This is a genomic window from Allopontixanthobacter confluentis (assembly GCF_009827615.1).
GTDB lineage: Bacteria > Pseudomonadota > Alphaproteobacteria > Sphingomonadales > Sphingomonadaceae > Allopontixanthobacter > Allopontixanthobacter confluentis.
Genome location: NZ_WTYU01000002.1, coordinates 797,594 through 811,601, shown reverse-complemented (window position 1 = coordinate 811,601; position 14,008 = coordinate 797,594). Strand labels below are relative to the sequence as shown.

The following is a 14,008-nucleotide window of genomic DNA, read 5'->3' as shown; positions in this document are numbered from 1 at the left end:
GTTCAGAGCGGCGCCGATTCATCCCCCTCGATTAAAGAGTCGAACCATGGCCCGGACCGCTTCTCCCGACCGATCACATCTTCGCGCAGCCTACCGTCAGGAGGAGCAGGCCTGTGTTGCAGAACGCATGGCGCAGGCCGCGCCTGCATCTGCGGTGCACGCCGAGGCAGCGGCACTGGCAGGCCAGCTGATCGAAGGGGCGCGCAGGCGCAAGGCCAGCGGGATCGACGCTTTCCTGCAAACCTACGGTCTGGCCACAGAAGAAGGCGTGGCGCTGATGTGCCTTGCCGAAGCCCTCCTGCGCGTGCCTGACAGCGCCACGGCTGATGCGCTTATCCGGGATAAGCTGGGCGGTATCGACTGGGCGGAACATCTGGGTGACAGTTCGTCCACCTTCGTCAATGCCGCGACATTCTCTCTGATGCTGACCGGCGAAGTGCTGGAACGGCCCGAATTGCACCAGCGCGGCATGGGCGCCACGCTCAAGCGCACCGTCGGCCGACTGGGCGAACCGGTGATCCGCAAAGCCACATTGCAGGCGATGCGCATATTGGGCGGCCAGTTCGTTTTCGGCCGCACCATGAACGAGGCGCTGAAGCGCGCCAAGCCGGAACGCGAACGCGGCCTCACCCACAGTTTCGACATGCTGGGCGAAGCGGCGATGACCTTTGCCGACGCGGAACGTTACCGCCTGTCCTATGACACTGCGATCGAGCGGCTGACGCGTGAAGCCACCGGCAGCGTCGTCACTTCACCGGGCATTTCGGTGAAACTGTCCGCGCTTTATCCCAAATATGATTTTCTCCACGCAGACCTTGCCAAGGCGGCTCTGGTCCCAATGCTTAAAGAGTTGGCGGGCAAGGCGCGCGACGCCAATATCCATTTCACCATCGATGCCGAAGAAGCAGAGCGGCTGGAACTGTCGATGGATATCATCGAAGCGCTGGTGGCCGATGATGAGCTGTTCACCACGCAGAACGGGCAGGAATGGTTCGGCTTCGGCCTGGCCCTGCAGGCTTACCAGAAGCGCGCCGTACCGCTGTGCGACTGGGTGGCCGAGCTGGCCCGCGGCCATGGCCGCCGCCTGATGGTGCGGCTGGTGAAGGGCGCTTACTGGGACACGGAAATCAAACTCAGCCAGGTTGGCGGTTACCCTGATTTTCCCGTCTTCACTCGCAAGCTGGCAACGGACGTATCCTATCTCGCCTGCGCGGCGCGGCTGCTGGGTGCGCGTGATGCCATCTATCCGGCCTTTGCCACGCATAATGCCTATACCGTGGCCGCGATCAAATCGCTGGCGCGGGAAACGGGCATGGATTCGGGTGATGATACGCAGTTCGAATTCCAGCGGCTGCATGGCATGGGCGAAGATGTCTATGACGAATTGGCCATGCTGGAAAAGCAGGGCGGTGCCAATGCGCGCACGCCGGTGCGGATTTATGCGCCGGTGGGCAGCCACAAGGATCTGCTGGCCTATCTGGTTCGCCGCCTGCTGGAAAACGGGGCCAATTCCTCCTTCGTCAACCGCATGGCCGATGCCCAAGTGCCGGTGGCGGAACTGACCACGGACCCTGTCGCGGACCTGTCCGCGCTGGAGCCCAAGCGCAACCCTGCCATTCCCCTACCGGGTGACATCTTTCCCGGGCGCCGCAACAGTGCCGGGGTCGATCTGGCCGATCCTGTGGTGCGCCTGCCCCTGATGGACCGGCTGGCCGCGCTGGATGGCAAGCACTGGCACGCGCAGCCAACTTTCTGTTTCGATGCAGAAGGCGAAGTCGCGCCCATCAACAAGCCGCAGGACCTGACCAGTGAAGTGGGCACACGCCGCGATGCGCTGGCCGAAGAAGTGGAATATGGCATCACCCGCGCCGTGCATATCCAGCCCGGTTGGAATGCACTGGGCGGCGAAAAACGCGCCCTGCTGCTGGAAGCGGCAGCGGAGCTATTCGAATTGCATACCGACGAATTCCTGTCCCTGTGCCAGCGCGAAGCGGGCAAGACGCTGGTGGACGGCGTTCTCGAACTGCGCGAAGCAGTCGATTTCCTGCGGTATTATGCAGCGGAAGCACGGCGGCTGTTTACCGCGCCCACCATCCTGCCGGGGCCGACGGGCGAGGAAAACCGCCTGTCGCTGGCGGGCCGCGGCGTTTTTGCCACCATCAGCCCGTGGAATTTCCCGCTGGCCATCTTCATCGGTCCTGCCGCAGCGGCGCTGGCGGCAGGCAATAGTGTCATCGCCAAGCCTGCCGAACAGACCCCGCTGATCGCCGCGCTGGCCGTCAGGCTGTGCCACGAGGCAGGCATTCCCGAAGATGTGTTCCAGCTGATCCCCGGCGCGGGCGATGTGGGCGAAATGATCACGTCCGATGCGCGGCTGGCGGGCGTCGCCTTTACCGGATCGACCGATACGGCGCGTGCCATCAACCGGTCACTGGCCGCCCGGGAAGGGCCGATTGCCACTTTCATTGCCGAAACCGGCGGACAGAACGCGATGATCGTGGATTCGTCCGCCTTGCCCGAACAGGTGACGCGCGATGTGGTCGCCAGCGCGTTCCAGAGCGCGGGGCAACGCTGTTCCGCCCTGCGGATGCTCTATATCCAGGACGATGTCGCAGACGATATGCTGGCCATGATCCGCGGCGCATTCGAAGCACTGGAAATCGGCGATCCGGTTGATCTGGATACAGACGTTGGCCCGGTCATCGATCCTGATGCCAAGGCAGCACTGGAACGCCATGTCGCCCGCCGCAAGAAAGCCGGGCGCACCGTATGGCAGCGCAAACTGCCGCGCGGCACGACCAAGGGCTGTTTTGTCGCCCCGACGATTATCGAGATGGATTCCATCCTTGATCTCAAGCGCGAGAACTTCGGCCCCATCCTGCACGTCGCGCGTTTCCGTGCCGACCAGCTGGAACAGGTGGTTGCGGACATCAATGCAACCGGTTTCGGGCTGACGCTGGGCCTGCACAGCCGCATCGAGGCAACGCGCAGGCTGGTCGAAAGCCGTGCCAGAGTCGGCAATTTCTACGTCAATCGCAACCAGATCGGCGCGGTGGTGGAAAGCCAACCCTTCGGCGGGGAAGGCCTGTCAGGCACCGGCCCCAAGGCAGGCGGCCCGCATTATGTGGCCCGTTTCGCAACCGAACGCGTGGTCTGCATCGACACCACGGCAGCGGGCGGTAATGCCACCCTGCTGGCCAGTTGAGCAGGCGGCAAGCACCTATGGCCGCAGTTTTCAGTTCCCGTTCAGATGCTTGGCCTCTATGACACAGCCCATGTCACGTCTTGTCGCCATCATCCTGTCACTTGCTGCGCTCGGCTGGTCCCTGCCAGCTGCCGCTGCAGTCACCATGAGCTTTCACAGCTTCAACGGCTCTGTGTTCTTTGGCCGCTATCCGCATACCTTCGTGGTGCTGGAAGGCACGCTGGATGGCACGGGCCAGAAAGTGAAGGAAAATTACGGCTTCACCGCCAAGACCGTTTCGACCGCCATCCTGTCTGGCCCGGTTGAACATGAAATCGTGGTGGAACCGGATAAATATCTGACCAGCACCAATCGGCACTTCTCAGTCACGCTGACCGATGCACAATACCGGCAGGTGGTGGCCGAGATGAAGGCATGGCGCGATGCGCCGGGGAAATATTACTCGCTCGACAATCGCAATTGCATCCATTTCGTGGGCAAGATGGCGCAAATTGTCGGGCTGAAGGTGGATTTCCCGAAGAAAATGCTCCGTAAACCGAAAAACTGGCTCAATCATATCACCGCGCTGAACCCGCGCCTTGGTGCAAAACAGATCAACTAACGGGGAAAAAGACCCAGCAACGCTTGCTCCGCGCGCAGGCTTGGTGGATCACCCCCGCATGGCGATTCTCAGCGATAAATGGATCCGGTCCCAGGCGACCGAACACGGCATGATCGAACCGTTTGTGGAAGCACAGCGGCGCGATGACTGCATTTCCTACGGCCTCAGCTCCTACGGCTATGATGCCCGGGTTGCGCCAGAATTCAAGATTTTCACCAATGTCGACAGCAGCGTGGTCGATCCGAAAAATTTCGATCCCAAGAGCTTCGTCGATCGCGAGACGGATTGCTGCATCATTCCGCCCAACAGTTTTGCACTGGCGCGCACGGTGGAATATTTCCGCATTCCCAATGATGTGCTGGTTATCTGCCTTGGCAAATCCACCTATGCGCGCTGCGGCATCATCGTGAATGTGACCCCGCTGGAACCTGGCTGGGAAGGCCATGTCACGCTGGAATTTTCCAACACCACTCCGCTGCCGGCAAAAATCTACGCCAATGAAGGCGCGTGCCAGTTCCTGTTCCTGAAAGGGAATGAACCGTGCGAGACCAGCTATGCCGACCGGGCCGGCAAATATATGGGCCAGCGCGGCGTAACCCTGCCCAAATTGTGATTCTTTGAAGTAGAGCGGGCCGCTTGCCTGCTCCCGCAGCCCGCCGTGACCCTGCGTCTTTGACACAGCGCCCGCCAGCGCGCATCTCTGGCCCCACAATCGGGAGATGAGAAGATGAGCAAGGCTGACCGGGAATTCGATATCATTGTCTATGGCGCCACCGGATATACCGGCCGCCTGGTCGCGGAATATCTGGCCCATCATTACGGCCCGCGCGATGATGGCCCGAAATGGGCCATGGCTGGCCGCAGCCAGCAAAAGCTGGAAGAAGTGCGCGGGTTGATCGGCGCGCCTGCCGATACGCCGCTGGTGGTGGCCGATGCGTCCGACCCGGCCAGCCTGGAAGCCATGTGCAACCGCACCCGCGTGGTGCTGACCACCGTTGGCCCCTACCAGCTTTACGGCAATGAACTGGTGGAAACCTGCGCCCGTACTGGCACGGACTATGCCGATCTGTGCGGCGAACCTGCATGGATGCGCCAGATGATTGACGCGCACGGCGAAACAGCAGCCAAATCCGGCGCGCGGATCTGTTTTTCATCGGGCTTTGATTCCATCCCGTTCGACCTTGGTGTGTTGATGCTGGAAAAAGAAGCCGTCAAACGCTTCGGCAAGCCAGCCCCGCGGGTGAAAGGGCGAGTGCGCGCCATGCAAGGGACATTTTCCGGCGGCACCGCTGCCAGCCTGAAAGCGACGATGAAAGCGGCGGCCAAAAACCCCAGGCTCATCGGCGTTCTGCAAGACCCTTTCGCGCTGACGCCCGGCTTTTCCGGCCCGTCACAGCCGCTGGGGCTGATCCCGGAATATGATGATGCGCTGGAAAGCTGGGCTGCGCCCTTCATCATGGCGGCCATCAACACCAAGAATGTCCACCGCACCAATTTCCTGCTCGGGCACCCCTATGGCGAGGATTTCCGCTATGATGAAATGGTGCTGACCAGCGCGGGGGAGATGGGCAAGAAAGCAGCTGGCGCCGTGGCTGCGGCCCTGAAAAACCCGTTCGGCAGCGGCGGTCCCAAGCCGGGCGAAGGCCCGACCCCGGCAGAACGCGAAAACGGCTTTTACGATGTCCTGTTCGTGGGCGAGATGCCGGATGGCCAGACCATCCATTACAGCGTCAAGGGCCGGTACGACCCGGGCTATGGTTCCACCAGCCGGATGCTGTCAGAAACCGGGATCGCCCTGCTGGCCACTGATACGCCGGGCGGCATTGGCACGCCCGGCTCCTTCCTGGGTGAAAAACTGGTCAAACGGCTAGAAGACCACGCCGATCTGACCTTTACACTGGAAAACTAGATCAGAAACTGGCCCGCGCGCTGATCTTGAAATTGCGTCCCGCCAGCGGCACGAAATCCTTCGTGAAGCTGGCGTGGCGGCGGCCCGTTGCATCAAAGATATTCTCCGCCTGCAACATGATGGTGAGATTGTCCTCGCCGCGCAGTGGCTTCCACGCGATGGAAGCATTGACGAAGGTAAAGCTGTCAGTCGGCGTTTCAAACGGAGCCAGCCTGCTCTGGCTGTCCGACCATTGGACCTCGGCGCGCACATCCACACGCTCCGTTTGTGCTTCCAGCGCGCCCAGCAGACTGAGCGGCGGGATGCGCGGCAGCGGCGATCCATCGTCCAGTTCAGCCCGGATGTAATCGCCGCGAATATCGGCGAGGAGGGTGAACGGGCCGCTATCGATCAGCGGCAGGGTGATCTGCCCTTCCACACCGGCATAATTGGCATCGCCCTGAAGATATTGGAATACTGGCAGGCCGTCTTCGACCAGTCCGGTTTCTTCCAGATAGATGTAGTCGGTAAACCAGCTTTTGAAGACCGCCAGATTGATGGTGGCCAGACCGATCTTGCCGCGCACAAAGGCTTCTGCGCCCAATGCGCGTTCTTTTGACAGGCCGGTATCGCCCACTTCAAATGCCTGGGTGGCGATATGTGGACCGTTGGAAAACAGTTCTTCCGCGCTGGGCGCACGTTCCGCGTGGGATCCGGTGACGCCAAAGCGCAAGCCGCTTTCGGTTTCATGCGCCAGGCTGACGGCGCCCGACAGGCTGTTGAACCCGCGCGTGACCCCCAATGCCTGCGATTCGACGCGGCCATGTTCATAACGGCCAGCCACTTCCAGCTGGACCGGTCCGATGCCCACTTCCTGCAAGGCAAAGAATGCCAGCTGCGATGTCAGATTGGGCGCAATATAGGCTTCTTCGCCTTCTGCGGCAAAATCGCGGAAGTAATATTGCGTGCCGACAGAACCGCTCCAGCTTCCGCGCCGGTTCTGTTCCAGCAGCGCGCGCGCCTCGAACCCTTTTACATCGAAAGTGGTGCCGACTTCATCGCCTTCAAATTCGGTATGGGTGTAATTGCTGTAGCCGAAGCGGGTTTGCAGGCCTTTGAAAAACCCGCTGCCCAGCGCCAGTTCACCGCGCATATCCGCACGGAACTGGTGCAGATCGATGCTGACATCATCTTCTGCGCCCGGCCCCGGCCGCCCGGGAATGCCATAATTGGTATCATACACGCCGATTGCTGCGCCCAGATTGCTGCCGCCGGCAAAGAAGGCAAAGCCCGCATTGCCGCTGAAAGTCTCGGTCGCGCTGTTGGGCAGCACTCCGCGCAGGCCAGCAGCATCGCGCAATTCGGCAGCTTCGGCAGGGTCTGCCGAAAGGTCCGCCGCGGTGAGCAATTCAGCCCGCAATGCCGGGGCATAGGTGAAGCCGGGAACGTCAAGATCATCCGTTTTCCGGTACGATCCGTCGATATGGAATGCGAAGGCATCGCCCAGCGGGAAATCGACAGAAGCGCCGGCTTCACGCTTGTTTGCTGCCGTATCGGCGCCAACCAGCGCATCAATATGGACAGGCTCCTTCAAACGCCGCAACGGGATGCGCTTGTCGATCACATTGACCGCGCCGCCAATCGCCTGGCTGCCATACAACATGACGGCAGGGCCGCGCAAAACCTCGATCCGTTCGGCAGTCAGCGGGTCGATTGACACGGCATGATCGGCAGAGGTGTTGGACACGTCGATCGCGCCAATCCCATCAACCAGAACCCGCACCCGCTCGCCCGAAAAGCCGCGCAGGACAGGGCGCGATGCGCCGGGCGAAAAGCTGGTGGCAGAAACGCCCGGCAGTTTCGCCAGCACTTCGCCCACCTGCCCGTCAAGGCTGCGCTGAAGTTCAATCCCTTCCATCACCGATGTGCCGGCCAGCACGTCCAGCTGGGTCAGGCCAACTGCATTGACGACAATTTCGCCGGCATAATCATTGCGCCGGTCATGAAAATCATCGTCAGCTTGCTGATCTGCCAAAGTGGGGGCGACCTGCTCTGGCGTGCCGGCTGGCGGGGCATCCTGCGCCGCGGCCACCGCTGGCATGGAAAGAACGGACAGCACGAAGATGGAAACGGACGAGCGCCCCAGAGTTTTGATTTTATGATACAACATATCGTCCCGTTAGCGCAGGATTGGGCAGATGCAACACCAAATCGCGGTGTGCAGGCATAAATCGGGCAGACTGCATGGTTCGGGCGTACGGATTGCACCGCGCGCCCTTTGGAAGACCGAAACCGCGCTGAGTTCCGTGAAAGTCCGGCAATGGCCCAACCAAAACAGATCAGCGGAGATGCCCCGGCAAACGCCCGCCGGGGCCCCCAAGGGGGAAATCATGTTTTTAAGAAAATGGAGCGGGCGAGGCGATTCGAACGCCCGACCCCAACCTTGGCAAGGTTGTGCTCTACCCCTGAGCTACGCCCGCTCACAATGCTCTCCAAAGCCCGTAGGCTCGGTGGGGAGGCGGGCAATTAGCAGCGGTCGCGCGACCTAGCAAGGGGAAAATCGCACCTTTTTTCGATCGGGCTTTTTGCCCTTCACATATCGCCCGAAAGGCCCACATTGGGTATTCAGCCAGTAGCAATTGATGATGGGAGCACGCCTTGGCCAGTATGGGTCTTAGTATCGACGAACAGAAAGCGGTCGACCGGTTCAAGAAAGATATTGTCGAACCGTCCATGACCAAACTGGTCGTGCTGGATTTCTGGGCCGAATGGTGCGGACCATGCAAGGCACTTACACCCGTGCTTGAAAAAGTGGCGGCAGAATATGCCGACAAGGGCGTGATTCTGGCAAAAGTGAATGTCGATGAAGACCAATTCATCGCGTCGCAGTTTCAGGTGCGCTCCATCCCCACGGTATATGCCATGTTCCAGGGCCAGCCGGTGGCTGACCTGACGCAGGCACGCACGGAAAGCCAGCTTAAGCAGATGCTGGACCAGTTGCTGGAAAAACTGCCTGTCGATCCCACTGGTGATGGCGCGGCGCCGCAGCAGGATGTTACCGAATTCATCACCATGGCCGAACAGGTTCTGGCGGAAGGTGATGCGGAGCGGGCCGCAGGCATCTTCGGGCAGGTGGTTCAAATGGTGCCGGATAATGCCGCCGCCCACGCCGGCCTTGTTCGCGCGCTGGTGGCTCTGGGCCATGCTGATGATGCGCGCGCCATACTGGCAGAGCTGGACCCTGCATTGCAGGACGATCCGCTGATACAGGCCGCTACCAGCGCGGTTGAACTGGCCGGCACCAGTGTCAACGAAGGGGAATTGCAGGCTTTGCGCGCCGCTGCTGCAGAACGCCCGGCCGACATGGAGGCGCAACTGGCATTTGCTGAAGCTGCCTATGCCGGTAATTCGCGCGATGAAGCGGCCGATACCCTGCTCCGCATGATCGAGGCTGACCGCGAATGGAACGATGGCGCGGCCAAGGCAAAGCTGCTGCAGATTTTCGAGGCTGTCGGCCTTGAGGATGCCTGGGTGGTTGCCACGCGCCGCCGCCTGTCCAAGATATTGTTCGGCTGACCTGATGGCCAAACGCCTGTCCATTTTCCCCCTTACCGGCACCATTCTGCTGCCCGGGCTGCAATTGCCGCTGCATCTGTTCGAGCCGCGTTATCGCGCGCTGGCCAGCGATGCGCTGGCCCGCGACCGGCGGATCGCCATGATCCAGCCGCAACGGCCCGAGGAAGGCGCACCGCTGTTCGAAGTGGGCTGCGTGGGGCGCATCGGCGAATTCGAAGCGCTGGATGATGGGCGGTTCAACTTGGTGCTGGAAGGCGAGCAGCGCTTTCGCGTCCTGCGCGAACTGGATGTCAGCACCCCGTTCCGCCAAGTGGAAGCCGAACTGCTTGAGGATGACGACGACGAAGTGCTGAGCAGCATCGAACGCGCGAGTTTTGAACGTGAAGCAAAGAAATTTGCCGATACGCAAAGCTACAGCGTTGATTGGGATTCCGTGGCCCGGCTGGATGATATGGCTCTCATCAATGGCGTATCCCAGATTGCCCCGTTTGACCCCGCCGCCAAGCAGGCGTTGCTGGAAGCGGACGATCTGCGCACAAGATGCGAATTGCTGGTCCAGTTGATGCAGTTTTTCAGTCGCCGGGACAGCGATGATGACCGGGTAACGCTGCAGTAAACGTGAACTGACCGTGCGTTAAAGCCCGAATGTTCCGCGCAATCCGTTGATCACAAACTGCGCGGCAAGCGCTGCCAGAACGACACCGAGCAGACGCGTCAGGACCGCTTCAAACTGCGATCCAAACAGCCGCATCAAAGGGGCTGCTGCCAGCAGCGCAAGCAGCGTCAACACCATCACTGCCGCCAGCGCCGCCAGAATGACGAATGTCTCCTCGATCCCTTCAGCGCGCGCCATCAACAACATGATGGATGCGATGCCGCCCGGCCCTGCCAGCATCGGCATCGCCATGGGGAACACCGCCACATCTTCTATTTCAGGGGTCGAGCGGACCTTTTCCGCACGGTCTTCGCGCCGCTGGGTGCGTTTTTCAAACACCATTTCCAGCGCGATGAGGAACAGCATAATGCCGCCTGCAATGCGGAAGGCATCCAGTTCAATATGCAGCGCGCCCAGCACTTCTTCGCCCAGCACCGCGAAAAACAGCAGGATGCCAGTGGCAATGACTGTGGCGCGGATGGCCATGGACCGGCGCTGCGCGGCATTGGCCTTCTGTGTCAGCCCCGCATAAATGGGCGCGCAGCCCGGCGGGTCGATAATCACAAACAGCGTGACAAAGGCTGAAAAGAACAATTCTAGCATGGCTTACTCTGCAATCGGGTTGGCGGCGGCTTCGAGCACCAGCGTCATGACGTTTTCACCCGCAGCCCACACATACAGCGTGCGCGTCCCATTTCCAGCCTTGTGACCAACTGTGTGATCAGCCATTTGAAATGCCCAGGCCAAGGTTTTGTCGGCGGAATACCGCAGGCTGAGCGCAGGGTCTGCCGCCACTGCCTTGTCGGCCAGTTTGCAATTGGCGATACTGGCGGAAATGCTGTCAGGTTCCGCCGGGGCGAGCGGCGTTGGTATGCCGAAATCAAAGATCCACTTATACGTGCCGTTGTCCTGCCGTTCCCACACGGTATAGAAATGTCCGGTGGCGCCTTCCGGCTCCCGATAGCCGCCACTGGTGGCTGCCAGCGATCCGTCGCAGCTGCTCCATACGGCAAATGGCTGCCACACCACTGCCTGCGCGGGATCTGCCTGTTTTTTCAGCCATGGTTGCGCCTCGAACGCGCCATTCGTGCCGAACAGCAGCGCATTGTCGGTCGCGAATTGGCGAAAGGCAGTCCACTGCCCCTGTTCGCGTGCGGCCCGCGCAAAGGCGAGTTCCGTCGCGATGACGGCACTGGGGTTGGCAACGGGCGCAAGGCGTGGACCAATGTTCCGCTGCCCTCCGGCACAGGCCGCCAGCGATGCAGCCAGACTGCAGGCCAGCAGAAATCTGAACGCCGACGTCAAAGCGCACCAGCGGCAAGTTCGAAGCCCGCATTGCGGTGTGCCGCCACCAGCGTATTGCGCAGCAGCACCGCGATGGTCATTGGGCCAACACCGCCCGGCACAGGCGTGATCGCACCGGCCACTTCAGCTGCTTCGTCAAACGCCACGTCGCCCACCAGCCTGGTCTTGCCTTCTTCAGAGCCGGGCACACGGTTGATGCCGACATCAATGACGGTGGCCCCCGGCTTGATCCAGTCCTTGCCGATCATCTCGGGCCGGCCCACAGCCGCCACTACGATATCGGCACGGCGCACCACGTCAGCCAGGTTTTTCGTGCGGCTATGCGCAATCGTGACCGTGGCATTGGCGTCCAGCAACAGCTGCGCCATGGGTTTTCCGACAATGTTCGAACGGCCGATAACCACCGCGTCCAGCCCCGAAAGATCGCCCAGCCGGTCTGACAGCAGCATCATGCAGCCCAGCGGCGTACACGGCACGAACCCTGGCTGCCCCACTGACAGCCTGCCCGCATTGATGACATGAAACCCGTCAACATCCTTGTCCGGCGAAATCGCAGCGATAATCGATTGTTCGTCCAGATGCGCTGGCAGCGGCAATTGCACCAGAATGCCATCAACCGCCGGATCATCATTAAGCTGCTTCACCAGCGCCATCAGCGTTTCATTGGAAACATCATCCGGCAGACGATGTTCGAAACTTTCCATATGGGCAGCCACCGTCGCCTTGCCCTTGGACCTGACATAGACCTGACTGGCCGGATCATCCCCCACCAGCACCACGGCGAGGCCCGCCTTGCGCCCAGCCTTTTTCTCAAAGGCAGCGGCAATTTCGCCGACCTTTTCGCGCAGGGAAAGCGCGAAGGCTTTGCCGTCTATCAGTTCAGCGGTCATGATGTTGCAATGGCCACTTCGACCAGAATCCGCATGAAAATCTGCAGCCCCAGAATCAGAACCAGCGGCGAGAAGTCAATCGCGCCGGTTGCCGGAAGTATCTTCCGAATCGGGTTCAGAACCGGTTCCAGCAGGGAATTGATCGAGCGGTAAATCTGCTGAAGAAAATCATTGCTGGAATTGACCACGTTGAAGGCAAACAGCAATCCGATGATGAACTGCACGATAATCAGCATGACAAGCACGTTGATCAGCATGGAAACTATGTCGATTATCAGGCCCAATGGACGTCCTTTCGGCGAAGGATAAAGAGTATTTCCCCTCCACTACCCGAGGGGGCGTAACTGTATCAACCGCATAATACGCAATTATCGCGGCGGAGGCCGATCAGCGCCCGCCACATCTTCGCCCAAAGTGCTCTGCCTGATGGTCCAGCGGCGTTGCTGCGCTGTGGCACCGGGCACATCGTTGACGCGGCGCAGGGTGATGACACCGCGCTGCGGCGCGCGCCCCGTGCCTGCAGCTTCCAGCAGCGTGACCTGCGCTTCGCAGAACAGCGAACCCGCGGCCCCTTCCACGCTCAGCTTGCCAATCTGCAAGTCGATGGAACGATAATCTGCATAGCGCTGCTGTAGCACAGTCCCATCCACACCGCTTTGGGCTGGCCAGATACGTGATGCGGCGGGAAACAGGCGAGCGTGCAGCGCGGTCGCATAATAGCGCAGGACGCGGCCACAATCCGTGCTGTCCACTGCGCCGATATCCAGCATGATTGCCGGAGGTGGCGGAGGTGGCGGAGGTGGGGGCGGCGGCGAAGGCGGCGTTTGCGGAGGAGTTTCCGCCATCCGTGGCTGCGCCGTTTCTGGCTGCTGCACATCAGGCGGCGGCGCGACAGAATTCTGCCCGCAGGACGCCAGCGCCAGCACCAGCAGCGGCAGCGGCAGCGGCAACAGGAAAGCCGCCCGCATCGTCATGCGCGGATCAGCGTGCCCGCACCGTGCGAGGTGAAGAATTCCAGCAGCATCGCATGGGGCACACGCCCATCCAGCACCACGGCGGCCTCGCAGCCTGCTTCCACTGCCTGCACACAGGTTTCCAGTTTGGGGATCATGCCGCCGGTAATCGCGCCTTCTTCGCGCAATTTCTGGATGGCCGCCGGGTCAAGATCGGTGACCAACTCGCCGTCCTTGTCCAGCACACCCTTCACATCGGTCAGCAGGAACAGGCGCGCCGCGCCAAGAGCAGCAGCAATAGCGCCGGCCATGGTGTCGGCGTTGATATTATATGTATGGCCATCCTTGCCCGCGCCAATGGGCGCAACCACGGGGATCATCCCTGCCGCGCTGGCGGTGTCGAGAATGGTGGTGTCCACTTCGGATGGTTCCCCGACAAAGCCCAGATCGACCACGCGTTCGATATTGCTTTCCGGGTCTTTGGTGGTGCGTTCAACCTTGGTGGCCGTGACCAGCCCGCCATCCTTGCCCGAAATGCCGATGGCCTTGCCGCCCGCGGCCGCAATCCAGCCGACCAGTTCCTTGTTGATCGCGCCTGACAGGACCATTTCGGCAATTTCGGCAGTGGCCTTGTCCGTCACGCGCAATCCATCGACGAAGCTGCTTTCCACGCCCAGCCGTTTCAGCATTGCACCGATTTGCGGGCCGCCGCCGTGAACCACCACCGGGTTGATGCCGACTGCTTTCAGCAGCACGATGTCTTCTGCAAATTCGCGCGCGGCCTTGGGGTCGCCCATGGCGTGTCCGCCGTATTTCACCACGAAAGTGCGGCCCTTGTAGCGCTGGAAATAAGGCAGCGCCTCGATCAGCGTTTCCGCCTTGGCCAGGAATTTGGTGTCGTCAGTCCGGGGCGGGCTGGTGCTCATGATGCAGCG

13 protein-coding genes and 1 tRNA gene are annotated in these 14,008 nt (G+C 60.9%); 6 read left to right on the top strand and 8 right to left on the bottom strand.

The annotated features are described in order from the left end of the window. Positions 1-46: 46 nt before the first annotated feature. From putA to GRI44_RS12150, 4 genes are all read left to right on the top strand, one after another. Positions 47-3,205, top strand: coding sequence for a bifunctional proline dehydrogenase/L-glutamate gamma-semialdehyde dehydrogenase PutA (gene putA, locus GRI44_RS12165; protein WP_160602018.1), 3,159 nt, complete (start codon positions 47-49; stop codon positions 3,203-3,205). Between the two features lie 58 nt (positions 3,206-3,263). Then, a complete protein-coding gene (locus GRI44_RS12160; RefSeq protein ID WP_232843131.1) occupies positions 3,264-3,806 on the top strand; it encodes a hypothetical protein in 543 nt (180 codons plus the stop codon). Between the two features lie 58 nt (positions 3,807-3,864). After that, positions 3,865-4,419, top strand: a complete 555-nt coding sequence (gene dcd, locus GRI44_RS12155; RefSeq protein WP_160602017.1) for a dCTP deaminase — start codon at positions 3,865-3,867, stop codon at positions 4,417-4,419. A gap of 114 nt (positions 4,420-4,533) precedes the next feature. Then, on the top strand, positions 4,534-5,715 hold the full coding sequence (locus GRI44_RS12150) for a saccharopine dehydrogenase family protein (RefSeq protein WP_160602016.1): 1,182 nt from the start codon (positions 4,534-4,536) through the stop codon (positions 5,713-5,715). Position 5,716: 1 nt separating this feature from the next. On the opposite strand, the gene GRI44_RS12145 is transcribed toward GRI44_RS12150, so the two are convergent. Further along, a complete protein-coding gene (locus tag GRI44_RS12145; protein WP_232843130.1) occupies positions 5,717-7,864 on the bottom strand; it encodes a TonB-dependent receptor in 2,148 nt (715 codons plus the stop codon). 235 nt (positions 7,865-8,099) lie between these two features. After that, positions 8,100-8,174, bottom strand: a tRNA-Gly gene (locus GRI44_RS12140). Positions 8,175-8,361: 187 nt separating this feature from the next. On the opposite strand from GRI44_RS12140, the gene GRI44_RS12135 reads away from it, so the two are divergent. Both GRI44_RS12135 and GRI44_RS12130 read left to right on the top strand, forming a co-directional pair. Continuing rightward, positions 8,362-9,270, top strand: coding sequence for a tetratricopeptide repeat protein (locus GRI44_RS12135; protein ID WP_160602015.1), 909 nt, complete (start codon positions 8,362-8,364; stop codon positions 9,268-9,270). Positions 9,271-9,274: 4 nt separating this feature from the next. Then, entirely contained in the window at positions 9,275-9,886 is a 612-nt protein-coding gene (locus tag GRI44_RS12130; RefSeq protein WP_160602014.1) for an LON peptidase substrate-binding domain-containing protein, read from the top strand. An 18-nt stretch (positions 9,887-9,904) separates the two neighbouring features. Here GRI44_RS12130 and GRI44_RS12125 read toward each other — a convergent pair whose 3' ends face one another. The 6 genes from GRI44_RS12125 to argB all read right to left on the bottom strand — a co-directional run bounded on the left by GRI44_RS12125 (position 9,905) and on the right by argB (position 13,999). Further along, complete coding sequence (locus GRI44_RS12125) at positions 9,905-10,528, bottom strand: MarC family protein (RefSeq protein ID WP_160602013.1); 624 nt, start codon at positions 10,526-10,528, stop codon at positions 9,905-9,907. Between the two features lie 3 nt (positions 10,529-10,531). After that, a complete protein-coding gene (locus GRI44_RS12120) occupies positions 10,532-11,230 on the bottom strand; it encodes a hypothetical protein (protein ID WP_160602012.1) in 699 nt (232 codons plus the stop codon). After that, on the bottom strand, positions 11,227-12,120 hold the full coding sequence (gene folD / locus GRI44_RS12115) for a bifunctional methylenetetrahydrofolate dehydrogenase/methenyltetrahydrofolate cyclohydrolase FolD (protein ID WP_160602011.1): 894 nt from the start codon (positions 12,118-12,120) through the stop codon (positions 11,227-11,229). The genes GRI44_RS12120 and folD overlap by 4 nt, the downstream gene beginning before the upstream one ends. Then, on the bottom strand, positions 12,117-12,377 hold the full coding sequence (locus GRI44_RS12110; protein WP_160602391.1) for a YggT family protein: 261 nt from the start codon (positions 12,375-12,377) through the stop codon (positions 12,117-12,119). The genes folD and GRI44_RS12110 overlap by 4 nt, the downstream gene beginning before the upstream one ends. 111 nt (positions 12,378-12,488) lie before the next feature. After that, positions 12,489-13,094, bottom strand: a complete 606-nt coding sequence (locus GRI44_RS12105) for a hypothetical protein (protein WP_160602010.1) — start codon at positions 13,092-13,094, stop codon at positions 12,489-12,491. Beyond that, a complete protein-coding gene (gene argB / locus GRI44_RS12100; RefSeq protein WP_160602009.1) occupies positions 13,091-13,999 on the bottom strand; it encodes an acetylglutamate kinase in 909 nt (302 codons plus the stop codon). Before argB ends, GRI44_RS12105 begins: the two co-directional genes overlap by 4 nt. Between the last annotated feature and the right edge of the window lie 9 nt (positions 14,000-14,008).

What these genes read in the sequence shown, in the direction of transcription:
- putA (WP_160602018.1), top strand. Translation starts at nt 47, where the DNA reads ATGGCCCGGACCGCTTCTCCCGACCGATCACATCTTCGCGCAGCCTAC.
- GRI44_RS12160 (WP_232843131.1), top strand. Translation starts at nt 3,264, where the DNA reads ATGACACAGCCCATGTCACGTCTTGTCGCCATCATCCTGTCACTTGCT.
- dcd (WP_160602017.1), top strand. Translation starts at nt 3,865, where the DNA reads ATGGCGATTCTCAGCGATAAATGGATCCGGTCCCAGGCGACCGAACAC.
- GRI44_RS12150 (WP_160602016.1), top strand. Translation starts at nt 4,534, where the DNA reads ATGAGCAAGGCTGACCGGGAATTCGATATCATTGTCTATGGCGCCACC.
- GRI44_RS12145 (WP_232843130.1), bottom strand. Translation starts at nt 7,864, where the DNA reads ATGTTGTATCATAAAATCAAAACTCTGGGGCGCTCGTCCGTTTCCATC.
- GRI44_RS12135 (WP_160602015.1), top strand. Translation starts at nt 8,362, where the DNA reads ATGGGTCTTAGTATCGACGAACAGAAAGCGGTCGACCGGTTCAAGAAA.
- GRI44_RS12130 (WP_160602014.1), top strand. Translation starts at nt 9,275, where the DNA reads ATGGCCAAACGCCTGTCCATTTTCCCCCTTACCGGCACCATTCTGCTG.
- GRI44_RS12125 (WP_160602013.1), bottom strand. Translation starts at nt 10,528, where the DNA reads ATGCTAGAATTGTTCTTTTCAGCCTTTGTCACGCTGTTTGTGATTATC.
- folD (WP_160602011.1), bottom strand. Translation starts at nt 12,120, where the DNA reads ATGACCGCTGAACTGATAGACGGCAAAGCCTTCGCGCTTTCCCTGCGC.
- GRI44_RS12110 (WP_160602391.1), bottom strand. Translation starts at nt 12,377, where the DNA reads ATGCTGATCAACGTGCTTGTCATGCTGATTATCGTGCAGTTCATCATC.
- GRI44_RS12105 (WP_160602010.1), bottom strand. Translation starts at nt 13,094, where the DNA reads ATGACGATGCGGGCGGCTTTCCTGTTGCCGCTGCCGCTGCCGCTGCTG.
- argB (WP_160602009.1), bottom strand. Translation starts at nt 13,999, where the DNA reads ATGAGCACCAGCCCGCCCCGGACTGACGACACCAAATTCCTGGCCAAG.